This window comes from Rhodoferax sp. LS1P39 (genome assembly GCF_056521425.1).
On the sequence record NZ_JBWMAV010000010.1, the window covers coordinates 13,258 to 28,741 of the forward strand.

A 15,484-nucleotide genomic window follows, 5' to 3' on the forward strand; every position below is an offset into this window, starting at 1 on the left:
GCAACACCGGCGGCTTTTCTTCTGTGCGGTGGCGCACATACCGGAATTAAGTGCCTTTTAGGCCATTTGCGCTTATTCAATCAGCGTAAAAAGCTATAAATTACGCAGCATTGGCAACTGTGGGCCAAGCCCTGCGCGTCCACCGGGTGGTAGGCGGCAGGGCGGTTGTGGCTGCTTACTTGACGAGGCCGAACGGGTCTTTCACGGGCCGCTTGGCTGGGTCGGCGTTGTTCCAGAACTGCTGCACGATCCAGCCGTATTCTGGCAAGCCGTTGATGAAGGGCGGCAGCATGTCATTGCCGGACGGCAGCTTCCAGTCGGCCTGCAACTCCGCACCCAGCGCGTACACGGTGTTGAGCTGCGCACCGGCGGCGCTCATGCGCTGCATCGCGGCCTCGGCTTCGTACTTGCTCCAGGCGCCCGATGCATCGACCACCGGGTGCACCACATAGCCGTCGTTGACCATCGCCAGCGTTGGCAGGGTCACGCAGGTGCCCAGCGTCACGCCCGAGATGATGATGTGCTTGCGGCCCGTCTTGGCCACCAGCTCTTCGAGCGCCTTGCGAAAGCTCGGGTCTTCGTAGGCATTGATGATGCCGGTGCGGCGGTAGATCGGCTGGTCCTTGAAGGTGTCCTTCAGCTCGGGCAGCAGGTCACCGTTTTGCCACTGCGCGTTCGACGACGACAGCAGCACCGGGATCTTCAGCGCCTTGGCCATTTGCGCCAGTGCCACCACGTTGGCCTTGTAGCCGGAAGCTTGGGCGAAGTCGCGTACGCTGGCCATCAAGCCGACCTGGTGGTCGATGAACAGCATGATGCTGTTGTCGGGCGTGGGCTTTTCATAGGCGGCGCGGCCAGCTTTACGGGCATCTGCCGGGCTGGTCTTCGTGGCCAGCACCTTGTCGGTGATCGGGCTCACGATGTCGGCTGCGCGCTCTTGCGCGAGGGCCAGGGTGGCAGCACCCGCGAGGGCGAGGGCGGCGGTGATACGGGTCAGTTGGTGCATGGTGATTTCTCGTTGTGGGTCAATGGTTTTTAGGCGCGGCGAATCCAGGTCGGCGCGATTTGCGTGCCCTGGCCAGCGCCGTAGGCGAAGTAAATGTTCAGGCCGGCCACCGGCTCCAGGTAACGCGCGTTCTTCAGGCCACCAGCGTCCAAGGCGGTGAAGCCGATGCTCTCGACCAGGGCGCGTACGGTCTGCTTGGCGCGCTCGTCGTCGCCGGCATAGAACACAGGCACGGTCTGGCCGTCGGCAAAGGCCGGGCCTTCGGCCAGCACCTGGGCCAGCACGGTGTTGAAGGCCTTGACCACCAGCGCGCCGGGCACGGCCTTGGCGATCTCTTCGGCGGCTGAGGTATCGAAGCCCAGCGTCAGGCCCATGTAGTCGGCCGTCAGCGGGTTGGTGATGTCGACCACGATGCGGCCTTCGAGCGAGCCCAGTGCTTGCAGCGCCGGGACGGCATCGGCGTAGCCGGTGGCCAGGATGACGACTTGCGCGTCGCCGAGAGCCTCGGCGGGTGCGGCAGCCGAAGCGCCGGTGTGGGCGCTGGCCACGGCCTGTGCCTTTGCCAGATCGCGTGCCGTCACGGTGACCTTGTGGCCAGCGGCGCTAAGTTGTTTGACGAAACCTGCGCCCATGTTTCCGGCGCCGACGATAGTGATGTTCATGATGCTTTCCTTTGGTGGTGTGAGATGGCTTGTTGCCCATTCGCCGACAGGTTTGCTGGCGTGGGATGAACTGTATTAGGGTTGATCGAAGAGATAAACCATAGGCAGAGAGTTAAATAGTTCCGATAATCAAGACTATGGATGTATTACAAGCAATGAAGACCTTTACGGCCGTGGTCGAGGCTGGCAGTTTCGTGGGGGCGATGGACACCACGGGGCTGTCCAAGCCCGCCGTGTCGCGCCAGGTCAGCGATCTGGAAGCACACCTGGGCACGCGGCTGTTGCAGCGCACCACGCGCCGCCTGTCGCTGACCAGTGAGGGCCAGGCCTACTACCAGCGCTGCAAGGAGGTGCTGCAAGCCGTGCAGGAGGCCGAGGCCGAGGTGGCGTCCAGCACCGTGCAGGCGCAGGGCCGCCTGCGCATCGGCGCGCCGCAAACCTTCGGCGCGCTGCACCTGGCCGCGCTGTGGGGCCGCTTTGCCGCGCAGAACCCGCAGGTCAGCCTGGATATCGTCTTGTCGGACCGCGTGATGGACCTGGTGGAGGAGGGCTACGACCTGGTGATCCGCATCGCGCGGTTGCCCGATTCGAGCCTGGTCAGCCGCAAGCTGGCCCGCACGCGCATGGTGCTGTGCGCATCGCCCGCCTACCTGGCGCAGCGCGGCACGCCCACGCACCCGCACGCGCTGGCGCAGCACGACGTGGTGTCGTACACCTACTGGTCATCGGGCGATGTGTGGAGCTTTCAGGGCGGGAACGGTGAGAAGGGCGAGGTGTCAGTGCGCACGCATTCGCGCATCCACGCCAACAATGGCGACACCTGCCGCGCCGCCGCGCTGGCCGACCAGGGCATCGTGCTGCAGCCTGACTTTCTGGTCCACACCGATTTGCGCAGTGGCGCGCTGGTCGAGCTGATGCCGCAGTTCAAGGCCGTGGAGCTGGGCATCTTCGCGGTGTACGCCACCCGCAAGCAGTTGCCGCTGAAGGTGCGGCGGCTGGTGGATTTTTTGGTGGAGGCGTTGCAGGTGCCACCCTGGGCCGCCTGACCCCGCATGGGCCGACGGTGCTGCGACCGCGATGCTGCATAGGCCAGGCGGAGCGGATCCGATCCTGGTGCGGGAGGTGTGTCGCGTTGGAAATTGGCCCCAGGTCAGCGCGCCAGGAAAGACTGCAGGTCTTATGTGAACTTCAGCGGGTTCTTGAACATCAGGAAGTGGTCGCCTTGCTCTTCGGTGGTGTAGGGATAGAGCGTTGCGCCTGGCACCACCGACTGCGCCCACCGCTGGCTGGGCAGGTTGTTGCTTTGCTCGCCGGAGAAGATGGCCGTGGGAATGTCGATCTTGCGACGTACTACATCGCGCCAGTCGTTGACCGTGTGGTTGAACAGAACCCGGGCCAGTGCTGCCGGGTCGTTCTGGATGAAAGCCGCGGCGAAGGCCTCCGAGTTGCGGTAGTAGGGTGAATCGGTGAGTTGCGCGCGCTGGAACACCTTCAGGTCGGTCTCGAGAGCATTCACCGGGCCGCCCGTGGTGAAGGCGGCCACCATGCGCTCGGGCGAGGTGGTGGTGCCGCCAGCGTCCAGCCGTTCTTGCTCCGACCAGTCCGAGTGCGCGTAAATGCTGATGGGCTCATCGACAAAGACCACCTTGCGCATCGCCGAGGTGCCAAACAGGTCGATGTAGCTCCGCAGGATGGCGGCCCCCATCGAATGCCCAACGTAGGCAGAGGACGGTGTGCCAAGGTGCTCACCAAATTGGCGCAGGTCCATCGCATGGCGTGCGATCCGGTTGCCGTAATCGACCTTTTGCGACAGCCCCTGGTTGCGCGGGTCTAGCACATAGACATGGTAGTGCTGCGCCAGCAGGTACAGGACGTTGATGTACTGCGATCTGCTGCAAGACGATGTCGACATCGCCATCCGTTTTGGCGCACTGAAGGACACAGGCCATTTGGTGGCCAGGCATTTGGCGACCCAGGACCGGGTCATCTGCGCGCCATGGGCGAGCCGACCACCCTGGCCGACCTTCGCCAGCACCGTTGCATCGTCGGTTCCCTGAAAGGGCCGCCACTGGTGTGGGTGGTGCAGGAGGCGGGTGTCGAGAAGCGCCTCACGCCGCCGCCGACGCACCAGATGACCGACGGTGAGGCCATGGTCGATGCCGCCGTGAGCGGGCTCGGGCTGGGGCAGTCTGCCCTGTCCCTGGTGCGCCAGCATCTGGAGAGCGGCCGATTGCAAGCGGTGCTTGCCGCGCACTCCAGCATGGGCGTCGAAATCCACGCGGTGTGGCCCAAGCGGGCGCAACTCAGACCTCGGGTGCGCTACGTGGTGGATGCACTGGTGGCGTATGCAGCCAAGGGCCGGTTCAACTAGGCGGTCAGTGGATCGGGTTGGATTTTTCGGGTAGCCTTTTAGGCCATTTGCGCTTATTCAATCAGCGCGAAAAGCTATAAATAATATAGCAATCAACTGCGAGAGACAGCGCCGGTGGACGGGCTGCGCGCTTATCCACAACATGGTGGAAGCCCGTGGACCGCCCGCATTGCCGGGTGCAGCCCGCCATGCCACCATGCCGGGTATTGCGGCAAGCCCTTTGTGGGGCCAGGAGGCCAGCGCATGGACAAGGTCGGCAGTCGCGCCAGTTCGAAACCGCCATCGGACCCCACTCCTGCGCTGTTGGCTTGGGGTTGGCTGGCGGCGGCGGGGCTGTTGCTGGCGGTGGCCACGGTGTTGACGTGGTGGCAGGCACCGCTGCCGGTGCCCGATAGCTATTGGGCGCAAACCGCTTCACCGTGGGTCAGGTTCTGGAAGCCTTTGGAGTGGAATACCCACCGGCGGCAGGACGCGGTGGCCAACGCGCCAACGCCTGGGGATATCGATGCCGAAGGGGCTTTGGCGGGGCTGGACAACACCTTGTCCTCGGTGGCAATGGCCGACGACGGGCTGCGGGGCTGGGCCGTAGGGGGACGCAACACCATCCTGTCCACCACCGATGGCGGCCACGATTGGCTGCCGAAACCGGTCAGGGGTGTCGGTTATCCCCATTCGATCCACTTCTCCCCGGACGGCATGCACGGCTGGCTGGTGGGCGAAGATGCCAAGGTCCACACCACCCGCGACGGGGGTTCCACATGGCAGGCGCGGGCTACCGGTTCGGCGATCCCGTTGTCTGCGGCCAGCGTCACGCCCAATGGGCAAAGCGGCTGGGCGGTCGGTGCATCCAACGATTTCCCGGCCACCCAAGGCATGGTCATGGTCACCCGCAACGGGGGCGAAAATTGGACACCACACCCCAGCACCGCAGGCCTCAGCGCCGCGTGCATCTCGCCCAGCGGCCAATTCGGCTGGCTGGTCGGCACCCAGGGAACCATTCTGTTTACCAAGGACTACGGTGCCAACTGGACTGCGCAGCAGAGCAACACCCCGGAACTGCTGAACGCCGTGGCCATCCACCCGGCCGGCACACGCGGCTGGGCGGTGGGTTCCGGCGGAGCCATCGTGGCCACCACCGACCGCGGCACCACCTGGCAGCCACAAACCAGCACCACGACCAGTCCGCTGACTTCGGTGGTGTTCAACCCGGATGGCCAACGGGGCTGGGCGGTAGGGCACGGGGGGACGATTCTGTCCACCCGCAATGGCGGCAGCACGTGGCAGGCGCAGTCCAGCCCCACAAAGAACGATTTCAACGCCGTCACCTTCAACCCCGACGGCCTGCGCGGCTGGGTGGTGGGCTTTAACGGCAGCATCCTGGCCACCCAGGACGGTGGCACCACCTGGGCGTATGCCGAACGCTACCGCCGCGCACCCGCCCCCTGGTACTGGCTGGCCGTAGCCCTGTCTGCCGCACTGGCCTGGCGCGCCTGGAGCCAACGGCCCACGGGCCAGGCCCATGCGTCGGTTGCCGGGGTGGCCGCATCCGATGCCGAAGTGCGCCAGGCGGCAGACGACCGCTTGGAATTTGGCGGGCTGGCGCGGGGTATCTCCCGCTTTTTGCGCAACCCCGCCACCCGGCCCCCGCTCACGCTGGCCATCAACGGGCGCTGGGGCAGTGGCAAGAGCTCGCTGATGCAACTGGTCTGCGCCGACCTGCGCGGCCATGGCCACCGGCCCATTTGGTTCAACGCCTGGCACCACCAGAAGGAAGAGCATTTGTTTGCCGCGCTGCTGGGTGCCGTGCATGCGCAGGCGGTGCCACCCTGGTGCAGCCGGTACGGCCCGCTGTTTCGCCTGCGTTTGCTGTGGTTGCGCTCCCGGCGGCATTTTGGCGTGCTGTGCGCGATGGTGGCGCTGGTGAGCTTTCTGCTGGCGCTGAGCTGGAGCGCGTTCCAAAGCGGCGGCTTCCAGACCGCTACGGCCATGGTGGCGGCCATGCAGCAGCGGGTAGCCCCCCAGCTTGCCGCCTGGGCCGGGCTGGTGGCGGCCTTGACCAGCCTGGCGGCCATTTTCAAGGGAGCCGAGGCGTTCAAGGTGAACCCGGCACTGCTGCTGACCAAGGTGCGTGACGGCATGGGCCTGAAAGCGGCAGCGGCGCAAAACGACTTTCGGGCCCAATTTGCCCGGCAGTTTGGTGAGCTGGTGCAGGCCTTGCCGTACCGGCTGATGATCGTGGTGGACGACCTGGACCGCTGCCGCCCGGCGGTGGTGCTGGATGTGATGGAGGCGGTGAACTACCTGACCTCTGCGGGCGACTGCTTTGTGATGTTTGGCATGGACCGCGAGCGCGTGCAAGCCGCCCTGGGCCTGGCCTTCAAAGAGATTGCCGCCGAGATGGAGAGCATGGACTCCGGCACGCCTGTGGCCACGGGTACGGATGCAGGGCTGGCCAAGCGCCGCGAGTACGCCAGAGACTATTTGCAAAAGCTGGTGAACATCGAGATCACCGTGCCCACCGCCCACAGCGAGACTGCCCACCAACTGCTGCAAGCGCCCGAACCATTGCCACGCCACCGCATGCAGCACAGTGCCCAGGCGCTGTGGCAGCTTTGGCCGCTGGCCCTGTGCGCCTTGGCCGTGGCAGCGGGCGTGTGGCTGGCGGGCAGCATCCCGCAACCCGACCTGGAGGTACCGGCACCGGCAAGCACCGCATCGGCACCTCCATCCCCCAGCCCGTCTGCGAGCGAATCGGTCGCGGTGCCCCCCGTACAAGCACCCATCCAAGCCCCCCTCCAAAGCCAGGCCAGCACCCCGGTAGGCGACCGCATAGAGGGCGGCGAGGTCCTGGCTTGGCTATCACTGGCCTTGCTGCCCCTCTTGGCCGTGGGTGCCGTGGTGGTGGTGCAGCTGCTGGGCACGCATCTGCACGAAGCCATGGACTCTGCCGAATTCAAGAAAGCGCTGGAAATTTGGGCCCCCGTGGTCGCCCAAAAACACGAGACACCCCGCGCCATCAAACGCTTCGGCAACCGCCTGCGTTACCTGGCCATGCTGCAACAGGGCGAGGCCCAGGACACCACCTGGCAGGACGTGTTGAAGGCCGCATGGAAGCGCAGGGTCTATCCGGGCACCACCACCGTGCCACCGCCCCCCTCGGATGCGCTGGCAGAACACCAACTGATCGCCATCGGTGCCCTGTACGAAGTGCATGGCCGGGCGTGGGAGCGCTTTTTGAACGGCGAATCCCAAGCCGACGACCTGGCCGCCCAGGCATTCGGCAACGCCGTAGAGCAACACCAAAACCAGTTCGACACAGCCTGGCCGCCCAGCGAGGAGGAACTGGCGGTTTTCAAGCGCCTGGTCTCCGGTGTGCGGCTGGCTGGTGACCCGCAGACGCTGACACCCTTCGCGCGCGACTTCGAAGCCGAAAGCGATGTCGACAGCATGCGCAGCAACGCGGCCCCGCGCAAAGCCTTCAAAACAAGCCCGGCAGAACCCGCTTGAGCCCCACGGCATCCCCACTGACAGCCAGGTTCATCGAAGGCTGCTATCTTGGGAAAAATCCCTCTAGGAGCCCCCATGATCGACACCCCCCACGCGTTTGCCGCCACCCTGCAAACCTTTACCACGGCCAGCGGCAGCACCGGCCAGTACTGGTCCCTACCCCAATTGGCGCAGCAGTACCCCAGCATCGCCCGCCTGCCGGTGTCCATCCGTATCGTGCTGGAGTCGGTGCTGCGCAATTGCGACGGCAAGAAGGTCGCGCCCCAGCATGTGGAGCAACTGGCGCACTGGCTGCCGAACGCCGCGCGCACCGAGGAAATCCCCTTCGTCGTGACCCGCGTGGTGTTACAGGACTTCACCGGCATTCCGCTGCTGGCCGATCTGGCAGCCATGCGCACGGTGGCGGCTTCCCTGGGCAAGAGCCCCAAGACCATCGAACCGCTGGTGCCGGTAGACCTGGTGGTGGACCATTCGGTGATGGTCGATTACTACGGCACACCGCAGGCGCTGGACCTGAACATGCAACTCGAATTCCAACGCAACCACGAGCGCTACCAGTTCATGCAGTGGGGCATGCAGGCGTTTGACACTTTCCGCGTGGTGCCGCCGGGCTTTGGCATCGTGCACCAGGTCAACCTGGAATACTTTGCGCGCGGCGTGTACAAGAGCCCGCAAGATACCGCGCCGGTGCCGGTGTACTACCCCGACTCGCTGGTCGGCACCGACAGCCACACCACCATGGTCAACGGCATCGGCGTGGTCGGCTGGGGCGTGGGTGGCATCGAGGCCGAGGCGGCCATGCTGGGCCAGCCGGTCTACATGCTGACCCCGGACGTGGTGGGCTTCGAGCTGTCGGGCACGCTGCGCGAAGGGGTGACCGCCACCGACCTGGTGCTGTTTGTGACCAATATCCTGCGCGCCGAGAAGGTGGTGGGCAAGTTTGTGGAGTTCTTTGGCCCGGGCGCGGCCTCCATCCCCGTGCCCGACCGCGCCACCATCGGCAACATGGCCCCCGAGTACGGCGCGACCATGGGCTTCTTCCCGGTGGACGACAAGACCATTGCCTACTTTCGCAACACCGGCCGCACCGCCGAGGAGATCGAGCGCTTCGAGGCCTATTACAAGGCCCAGGGCCTGTTTGGTATGCCCAACCCCGGCGACATCGACTACACCCAGACCGTGCGGCTGGACCTGGGCACGGTGGTGCCCAGCGTGGCCGGCCCCAAGCGCCCGCAGGACCGCATCGCCCTGGACCAGCTGGCGAGTACCTTCGCCACGCTGTACAGCCAGCCCAACGCGGCCAATGGCTTCAACCGCCCGGCCGACACGCTGGCGCTGCGCCACCCGCTGCCGTCCAACGACACCACCATCGGCAACGGCGACGTGCTGATCGCCGCCATCACCTCCTGCACCAACACCTCCAACCCCAGCGTGATGCTGGCGGCGGGCCTGCTGGCCAAGAAAGCGGTGGAGGCGGGCCTGACGGTGCTGCCGCACATCAAGACCTCGCTGGCCCCCGGCTCGCGCATCGTCACCGAATACTTGGAGAAGGCCGGGCTGCTGCCCTACCTGGAACAGCTGGGCTTTTACCTGGCGGGATACGGCTGCACCACCTGCATCGGCAATGCGGGGGATTTGTCGCCCGAGATCAACGCCGCCATTGGTGCCAACCAGCTGGTCTGCGCGGCGGTGCTGTCGGGCAACCGCAATTTCGAGGCGCGCATCCACCCGAACCTGAAGGCCAACTTTTTGGCCTCGCCGCCGCTGGTGGTGGCCTACGCGATTGCGGGCAATGTAATGACCGACCTGGCCACCCAGCCGGTGGGGCTGGGCACGGGCGGCAAACCCGTGTTTCTGGCCGACATCTGGCCCCGCATGGACGAGATCGACGCGCTGCTGCGCTTTGCCACCGACGCGCAGGCCTACCGCGCCAACTACGACAAGATCAAGTCCGACCCCGGCGCGCTGTGGCGCAGCATCCAGGGCACCACCGGGCAGGTCTACGACTGGCCGCAATCCACCTACATCGCCGAACCGCCGTTTTTTGGCGACTTCCGCCTGGTTCCTCCGCTATCGGTCGCGGGCTTTACCGGCGCACGCACCATGGCGCTGTTTGGCGACTCCATCACCACCGACCACATCTCGCCTGCGGGCTCCATCGCCGAAAAGTCCCCCGCCGGGCAGTGGCTGCTGGCCCACGGCGTGCCCCGCGCCGACTTCAACAGCTACGGTTCGCGCCGCGGCAACCACGACGTGATGGTGCGTGGCACCTTTGCCAACGTGCGCATCAAGAACCTGATGCTGCCGCCCGATGCCAGCGGCTCGCAGGAAGAAGGCGGCCTCACGCTGTACCACCCCGCCCAGGGCGCAGCAGAGAAGATGTCGATTTTTGAAGCCGCGCAAAAGTACCTGGCAGCTGGCGTGCCCACGGTGGTGTTTGGCGGCGAGGAATACGGCACCGGCTCATCCCGCGACTGGGCAGCCAAGGGTACGCAGCTGCTGGGCATCAAGGCCGTGGTGGCGCGCAGCTTTGAGCGCATCCACCGAGCCAATTTGGTGGGCATGGGCGTGCTGCCGCTGCAGTTTTTAGGCACCGATAGCTGGCAAAGCCTGGGCCTGCGCGGCGATGAAACCATCGATGTAGTGGTACCCACCGCGCTACAGCCGCAGATGGACGTGGCCCTGGTCATCCACCGCGCCGACGGCACCCGGCAAGAGGTCACGGTGCGCCTGCGCATCGACACCCCCATCGAGGTGGACTACTACCAGCACGGCGGTATCTTGCCGTTTGTGCTGCGGCAGCTGCTGGCGGCTTAAAACCTCACAGGTACAGCACCAGCACCTCGACCACCAGGCCATCCCGCAGGAACGGCACGACCAGCAGACCGGTTGCGCCCAGCCCGCTGGCGGCGGCAGATGGGGGGCCGGGCTCACTGATCGGCTGGTCGTTGATGGCGGGGGCACCGCCTAGCCAGGCTTTGGCGATGGCACCGCCTGCTGCATCGGAGGGAACCGGCAGGGTGGCCGGGACCGACGAGTAGCCGCCGTTGAGCTCGCTGAAGGCAAAGACCCGTTGCAGGCGGCTGCCGGTGCCGTCCAGCGCCCAGCACTCCACGCGTTGGGCCAGGGGCAAGGTTTGGCTCGCCAGGAAGGCCAGCACATAGTCCACGCCGTGGTGCTGCCCGCACGACAGCGCCAGGCCCCGCACCAGGCCCTGGTCGGCGGCCAGCGCGGCACGCACAAAGCCGTCCTGCGCGGCACCCAGATCATCGATGAATTGGGCCGTACCGCTGTGGTGCGCGGCACCTGGCAGCCCCGCGCCGGGGGCCAGGGTCACGCCCCGGGTAAAGGCCTCAAAAGCCTGTGCGTCTGGCCCGAAGGCACCGTCCACCAGGGTCAGAGTGGCATCCAGGCCGGGCTGCGCCTGCCACAGCTCCAGCGTGCCCGACCGGGTCGGCGATGTGCCGCAGAAAAACACCAGCACCGACTGGATGGCACCACCCGCGAAGAACGGTACCGCCACCGCACTCGTCCAGCCCAGCGAGGTGGCGGCGGCGCTGCGGCGAAAGAAGTTGCCTTGCAACTGGCTGAGCAGGATGGGCCGCCCTTCCTCCCACGCACGGCCCGGCAGGCCCTCACCACGGCCAAAGCACATGGAGCGCGTCAAAGTGGCAAAGCCCCAAGCTGGTGCCCCGAAGATCCCGGATTGGAATTCCAGCAAATAGCCATCGGCGCTAGGAGCCCACAACTCGACCGCCTGGATGAACGTGGATGCAGTAGACATGGCTGGTTCCCCCTAAACAACAGAAGTACCAGGGGCGACGCAAGTAGCAGGCCATCTCGGTGGAAAAGCCAAAGACCGCCGAGCCGCACAACATTGGACTGATTTAGGGTATCTTGGGTTCTCTATACCGCCTTAGGAACTCCATGCGCACCCTGCACGCCCTCATGCCCCTGGCTTTGTCCGTCCTGCTCGCCGCCTGCGCCACGCCCACTGGCGGCCCGTCTGCCATGGCGAAATTGACCGCCACCACCGGCAACACGGTCACCGGCAGCATCCAGTTCACCCAGCTCCCTGGCAAAGTGCTGGTGCGCGGCGAAGTGCACGGCCTGCTGCCCAACACCGTGCACGGCTTCCACATCCATGAAAAGGGCGACTGCTCCAGCGGCGACGGCCTGTCTGCCGGTGGCCACTTCAATCCCACCGCCCATGCCCACGGGGCCGCCAGCGGCCCCATGCACCACGCGGGTGACCTGCCCAGCCTGCAGGCCGATGCCAGCGGCAGCGCCAAGATCCGCTATGAAACCGCCGACCTGGCGGTGGGCAGTGGAGCGAACGACGTGGTGGGCCGCGGCCTGATCGTGCACAAGGACCCCGACGACTTCACCACCCAGCCCACCGGCAACTCGGGCGCGCGGCTGGCCTGTGCGGTGATCACCAAGAATTAATCCCGCGCCGAAGCCTGTTTCACCCCCGCGCAACAGCAGGTGATTGCCCGCCACGCCCACACCGAGCCGCTGGCCGTGCCGACCATTGAAATGGCGGGCATCCACCTGGCGTGGCGCTAAGGCCAGGGTGGCTACACTGCGCGGACGAGGAAAAACCATGCAAATCCAAGCCAGCGAAGTCGATCTACCCACCCCCACCGGCACCATGCGCGGCTATGTGTACCGCCCGAAAACCGAGGCCGGGACTACCCCTAAAAAGTACCCGGCGCTGATTCTGTACTCTGAGATCTTTCAGCAAACCGGCCCGATCCGCCGCAGCGCGCAAATCCTGGCCGGGCACGGCTTCATCGTGCTGGTGCCCGAGGTGTTCCACGAGCTCAACCCCATCGGCACCGTGCTGGGTTACGACGACGCGGGCCGCGACAAGGGCAATGCCGACAAGGTGGCCAAGCCCCTGGAGGCGCACGACACCGACACCCAGGCCATGGTCGATTACCTGCGCGGCTTGGACGGCTGCATGGGCCAGATTGGCGCGATGGGCTTTTGCCTGGGCGGCGGCCTGGCCTACCGTGCCGCCATGCACCCAGCCATTGCCGCCACCTCCTGCTTCTATGCCACCGACATCCATTCCGGCATGGTTCCGTCGCAGCCGGGCAACGCCAGCCTGGAGCGCACCGCGGCCATCCGGGGCGAACTGCAAATGGTCTGGGGCAAGCAGGATCCCCATATTCCGCCCGAAGGCCGTGCCACGGTCTACAAAAAGCTGGTGGATGAGGGGGTGAACTTCACCTGGCACGAGTTCAACGGTGTGCACGCCTTCATGCGCGACGAGGGCGAGCGGTATGACGCGGAACTGCAGTTGCTCGGCTACCAGATGGCCATCGGCATGTTTCGGCGGGTGCTGTATTAAGCCCGCCAGCATCCAGGCCGCCATCGTCGACCTCGACGGCACCATGGTCGATACCTTGGGCGACTTTGCGGCCGCCTTGAACGGCATGCTGGCCGACCTGAATCTGCCCGCGATTGCGCCCAGCGCCATTGCGACCATGGTGGGCAAGGGCTCCGAGCACCTGATCCATTCAGTGCTAAATCATGCCCTTGCGCTTATTCCACCAGCACAAGAAGCTATAAATAACGCAGCATTGTTCGAGCGAGCGTTTGCGCGCTACCAGCACCATTACGCGGCCATCAACGGGCAGTTTTCATCGGTCTACCCCGGAGTGCTGGCGGGCCTGCAGGCCATGCAGCAGCGCGGCTGGCAACTGGCCTGTGTGACCAACAAGCCCATCGCCCTGGCCCTGCCGCTGCTGCAGGCCAAGGGGCTGGCGGGCTTTTTCAGCCAGGTGTTTGGCGGGGATTCGTTTGAACGCAAAAAGCCCGACCCGCTGCCACTGTTGAAAACCTGTGAAGCCCTGGGCACCCTGCCCGCCCACACCCTGGTGGTGGGTGACTCCAGCAACGACGCCCAGGCCGCGCGTGCCGCAGGCTGCCCGGTGCTGCTGGTGACCTACGGCTACAACCACGGCGAACCGGTGCACGCGGTGGATTGCGACGGCTTCCTGAAAACCTTGGCGGACATGCAGCAAGACGCTATGTATTCAATAGCTGCTACCGCCCATGGAATAAGCGCCAGCGGCCTAAAAGACCATTAAGCCTTCAGCTTGAGCAAATAGGCCATGGCCGCCGCCGTGGTGCGGTCCATGTCCATGAAGCTGCGCAAATCTTCGCCCGCCATCCACGCGGCATCCCAGCGCTTGGTCTTCAGGGTTTGCAGCCACGAGGGGTGGGTGGTGGCACGGCGCACACCGTCGAGCAGCTCGGCCACGCGCGCAGAGGCCACGCCGTTGCCGACCAGCAAGCCGCGCCAGTTGGACATCACCGCGTCCACGCCCTGGGCCCGGATGGCCGGGATACCGAACATGGTTTTGCGCGACGACACGCCAATCGCCCGCAGCTTGCCGCCGGCCAGCAGATCGGCAAATTCGCTGTAGCCCGACACCCCCACCGCCGCCTTGCCCGACAGCACGGCATCGGCCACCTGTACGCCCCCGGCAAACGGCTGGTAGACCAGATCGCCCACCGTAGCCCCGGCAGCCCGGACGAACAAGCCGGAAAAAATATGGTCGATGCCGCCCGCAGAGCCCCCGGCCAAAGGCACACTTTTGAGGTCTTTGCGCACCAGCGCCACCAGGTCGGCCACCGACTGGATGGGCGAATCGGCCTTGACCACCATCACCAGGTAGTCGCTGGTCAGGCGCGCCAGAGGCTGCACCTGGCCCAGGTCGACCGCAGGCCGCTGTAAGGCCACGGCCCCCACCATCACCGCACCGCCCACCAGCAAGGCGTTAGGGTCCTGGTCGTACTTTTGCACAAACGCGGCCAGGCCCAGCGTGCCGCCTTTGCCGCCCAGGTTTTCATAATCGACCTGCTCGCACAGGCCCGCAGCCAACATGGAAGCCCCCAGGGCCCGGCCGGTCTGGTCCCAGCCGCCGTTTTCATTGGCGGGAATGACGATGCGCATGCGCGCGGCCAAGGGCTTGGCGGCCAGCTTTTTCCAGGGGGTCAGGGTCTGGGCGTGCAGCACGGGCGAGAGCCCGGTGAGCACACCCCCGAGGCAGGTAAGAAGTCCGCGGCGGCCCAGGTGTCCAGCGTGCATAGTGGCTTTCAATGGAAAGCCCAAATTGTATGCACGTACTGTTTCACAAACCGGAGAAGTCCGGGCGGCGATTCTCCATGAAAGCGGTCAGTGCTTCTTTGGCTGCGGGCTCGCGCAGCATGCGGCCAAAGATGGCGATTTCTTCATCGATGCGCGCGGCCACCGGGGCGGCTTGCTCCTGTTTCATCAGGCGCTTGCTGGCCACCAGCGAGGCCAGCGGCTTGGCCGCCAGGCGCAGGGCCTGGCGGTGCGCCAGGGCGTGCACCTCGGCGGGCGGCACGATGCGGTTGATCAGGCCCACTTCCAGCGCCGTCTCTGCGGTGAACGGGTCGCCCAGCAGCAGCGCCTCGGCCGCGCGCTGGTGGCCCATCAGGCGCGGCAGCAGGTAGCTGGAGCCCGCCTCAGGGCACAGGCCCAGGTTAACGAAAGGCAGCGAAAACGCCGCGTTGTCGCCCGCATAGACCAGGTCGCAGTGCAGCAGCAGCGTGGTGCCCACGCCCACCGCCGCACCGCACACCGCACCGATCAGCGGCTTGGGGAAGCTGCTGATCACGCGCAGAAAGCGGATCACTGGCGACTCGGCCGTGGGCGGTGCTTTCAAGAAGTCGCCAATGTCGTTGCCCGCCGAAAAGATGGTTTCATGCCCCTGGATCACCGCCACCCGCACCTTGGGGTCGGCCTGCGCCGCCTCCAGCGCGTCGGAAATGGCGGCGTACATGGAAGAAGTAATGGAGTTCTTCTTGGGCACGCGGTTCAGCGTGATGGTCAAGACACCGTCTTCGGTGTGGGTGAGGATGTCGGTCATGGAAGGCACTCGGTAGACAAATTGCGGA

General features: G+C 65.5%; 13 protein-coding genes. 7 read left to right on the forward strand and 6 right to left on the reverse strand.

The features are described 5' to 3' along the window. Positions 1–175 precede the first annotated feature (175 nt). Both AC097O_RS15815 and AC097O_RS15820 read right to left on the reverse strand, forming a co-directional pair. Positions 176–1,006, reverse strand: a complete 831-nt coding sequence (locus AC097O_RS15815; protein ID WP_479593884.1) for an isochorismatase family protein — start codon at positions 1,004–1,006, stop codon at positions 176–178. Positions 1,007–1,035: 29 nt separating this feature from the next. Further along, positions 1,036–1,668 carry an NADPH-dependent F420 reductase gene (locus AC097O_RS15820; RefSeq protein WP_479593885.1) on the reverse strand — a complete coding sequence of 211 codons (633 nt, stop codon included), beginning with the start codon at positions 1,666–1,668 and terminating at the stop codon, positions 1,036–1,038. Positions 1,669–1,805: 137 nt separating this feature from the next. On the opposite strand from AC097O_RS15820, the gene AC097O_RS15825 reads away from it, so the two are divergent. After that, positions 1,806–2,714 carry a LysR family transcriptional regulator gene (locus AC097O_RS15825; RefSeq protein ID WP_479593886.1) on the forward strand — a complete coding sequence of 303 codons (909 nt, stop codon included), beginning with the start codon at positions 1,806–1,808 and terminating at the stop codon, positions 2,712–2,714. A 131-nt stretch (positions 2,715–2,845) separates the two neighbouring features. On the opposite strand, the gene AC097O_RS15830 is transcribed toward AC097O_RS15825, so the two are convergent. Further along, the gene (locus AC097O_RS15830) at positions 2,846–3,580 is read right to left on the reverse strand and encodes an alpha/beta fold hydrolase (protein WP_479593887.1); all 735 of its coding nucleotides are present in this window, start codon (positions 3,578–3,580) and stop codon (positions 2,846–2,848) included. An 84-nt stretch (positions 3,581–3,664) separates the two neighbouring features. On the opposite strand from AC097O_RS15830, the gene AC097O_RS15835 reads away from it, so the two are divergent. The 3 genes from AC097O_RS15835 to acnA all read left to right on the forward strand — a co-directional run bounded on the left by AC097O_RS15835 (position 3,665) and on the right by acnA (position 10,363). Next, positions 3,665–4,039 carry a LysR substrate-binding domain-containing protein gene (locus AC097O_RS15835; protein WP_479593888.1) on the forward strand — a complete coding sequence of 125 codons (375 nt, stop codon included), beginning with the start codon at positions 3,665–3,667 and terminating at the stop codon, positions 4,037–4,039. Positions 4,040–4,282: 243 nt separating this feature from the next. Continuing rightward, on the forward strand, positions 4,283–7,546 hold the full coding sequence (locus AC097O_RS15840; protein WP_479593889.1) for a YCF48-related protein: 3,264 nt from the start codon (positions 4,283–4,285) through the stop codon (positions 7,544–7,546). Between the two features lie 75 nt (positions 7,547–7,621). Continuing rightward, on the forward strand, positions 7,622–10,363 hold the full coding sequence (acnA, locus tag AC097O_RS15845; RefSeq protein ID WP_479593890.1) for an aconitate hydratase AcnA: 2,742 nt from the start codon (positions 7,622–7,624) through the stop codon (positions 10,361–10,363). A gap of 4 nt (positions 10,364–10,367) precedes the next feature. Here the strand turns inward: acnA and AC097O_RS15850 are convergent, their stop codons facing one another. Beyond that, positions 10,368–11,330: a GAF domain-containing protein gene (locus tag AC097O_RS15850; RefSeq protein WP_479593891.1), complete on the reverse strand. Its 963-nt coding sequence runs from the start codon at positions 11,328–11,330 to the stop codon at positions 10,368–10,370. Between the two features lie 143 nt (positions 11,331–11,473). Here AC097O_RS15850 and AC097O_RS15855 point away from each other — a divergent pair, with 143 nt between their 5' ends. The 3 genes from AC097O_RS15855 (at position 11,474) to gph (ending at position 13,647) form a co-directional block, all read left to right on the forward strand. Then, positions 11,474–11,995 carry a superoxide dismutase family protein gene (locus tag AC097O_RS15855; protein ID WP_479593892.1) on the forward strand — a complete coding sequence of 174 codons (522 nt, stop codon included), beginning with the start codon at positions 11,474–11,476 and terminating at the stop codon, positions 11,993–11,995. A gap of 157 nt (positions 11,996–12,152) precedes the next feature. Further along, positions 12,153–12,905 (forward strand): dienelactone hydrolase family protein, encoded by a 753-nt coding sequence (locus AC097O_RS15860; protein ID WP_479593893.1) that lies wholly within the window; start codon positions 12,153–12,155, stop codon positions 12,903–12,905. A gap of 43 nt (positions 12,906–12,948) precedes the next feature. Beyond that, entirely contained in the window at positions 12,949–13,647 is a 699-nt protein-coding gene (gene gph, locus AC097O_RS15865; RefSeq protein WP_479589558.1) for a phosphoglycolate phosphatase, read from the forward strand. Here the strand turns inward: gph and AC097O_RS15870 are convergent. Beyond that, positions 13,644–14,651, reverse strand: coding sequence for a Bug family tripartite tricarboxylate transporter substrate binding protein (locus AC097O_RS15870; RefSeq protein WP_479593894.1), 1,008 nt, complete (start codon positions 14,649–14,651; stop codon positions 13,644–13,646). The two genes, gph and AC097O_RS15870, sit on opposite strands and share 4 nt — an antisense overlap. A 43-nt stretch (positions 14,652–14,694) precedes the next feature. Beyond that, the gene (locus AC097O_RS15875; protein ID WP_479593895.1) at positions 14,695–15,456 is read right to left on the reverse strand and encodes an enoyl-CoA hydratase; all 762 of its coding nucleotides are present in this window, start codon (positions 15,454–15,456) and stop codon (positions 14,695–14,697) included. Positions 15,457–15,484 lie beyond the last annotated feature (28 nt).

Bases quoted from the DNA above. Each gene is read 5' to 3' on its own strand.
- AC097O_RS15850 (WP_479593891.1), bottom strand. From the start codon at position 11,330: ATGTCTACTGCATCCACGTTCATCCAGGCGGTCGAGTTGTGGGCTCCT.
- AC097O_RS15840 (WP_479593889.1), top strand. From the start codon at position 4,283: ATGGACAAGGTCGGCAGTCGCGCCAGTTCGAAACCGCCATCGGACCCC.
- AC097O_RS15855 (WP_479593892.1), top strand. From the start codon at position 11,474: ATGCGCACCCTGCACGCCCTCATGCCCCTGGCTTTGTCCGTCCTGCTC.
- AC097O_RS15835 (WP_479593888.1), top strand. From the start codon at position 3,665: ATGGGCGAGCCGACCACCCTGGCCGACCTTCGCCAGCACCGTTGCATC.
- AC097O_RS15860 (WP_479593893.1), top strand. From the start codon at position 12,153: ATGCAAATCCAAGCCAGCGAAGTCGATCTACCCACCCCCACCGGCACC.
- AC097O_RS15830 (WP_479593887.1), bottom strand. From the start codon at position 3,580: ATGTCGACATCGTCTTGCAGCAGATCGCAGTACATCAACGTCCTGTAC.
- acnA (WP_479593890.1), top strand. From the start codon at position 7,622: ATGATCGACACCCCCCACGCGTTTGCCGCCACCCTGCAAACCTTTACC.
- AC097O_RS15875 (WP_479593895.1), bottom strand. From the start codon at position 15,456: ATGACCGACATCCTCACCCACACCGAAGACGGTGTCTTGACCATCACG.
- AC097O_RS15815 (WP_479593884.1), bottom strand. From the start codon at position 1,006: ATGCACCAACTGACCCGTATCACCGCCGCCCTCGCCCTCGCGGGTGCT.
- gph (WP_479589558.1), top strand. From the start codon at position 12,949: ATGGTCGATACCTTGGGCGACTTTGCGGCCGCCTTGAACGGCATGCTG.
- AC097O_RS15825 (WP_479593886.1), top strand. From the start codon at position 1,806: ATGGATGTATTACAAGCAATGAAGACCTTTACGGCCGTGGTCGAGGCT.
- AC097O_RS15820 (WP_479593885.1), bottom strand. From the start codon at position 1,668: ATGAACATCACTATCGTCGGCGCCGGAAACATGGGCGCAGGTTTCGTC.
- AC097O_RS15870 (WP_479593894.1), bottom strand. From the start codon at position 14,651: ATGCACGCTGGACACCTGGGCCGCCGCGGACTTCTTACCTGCCTCGGG.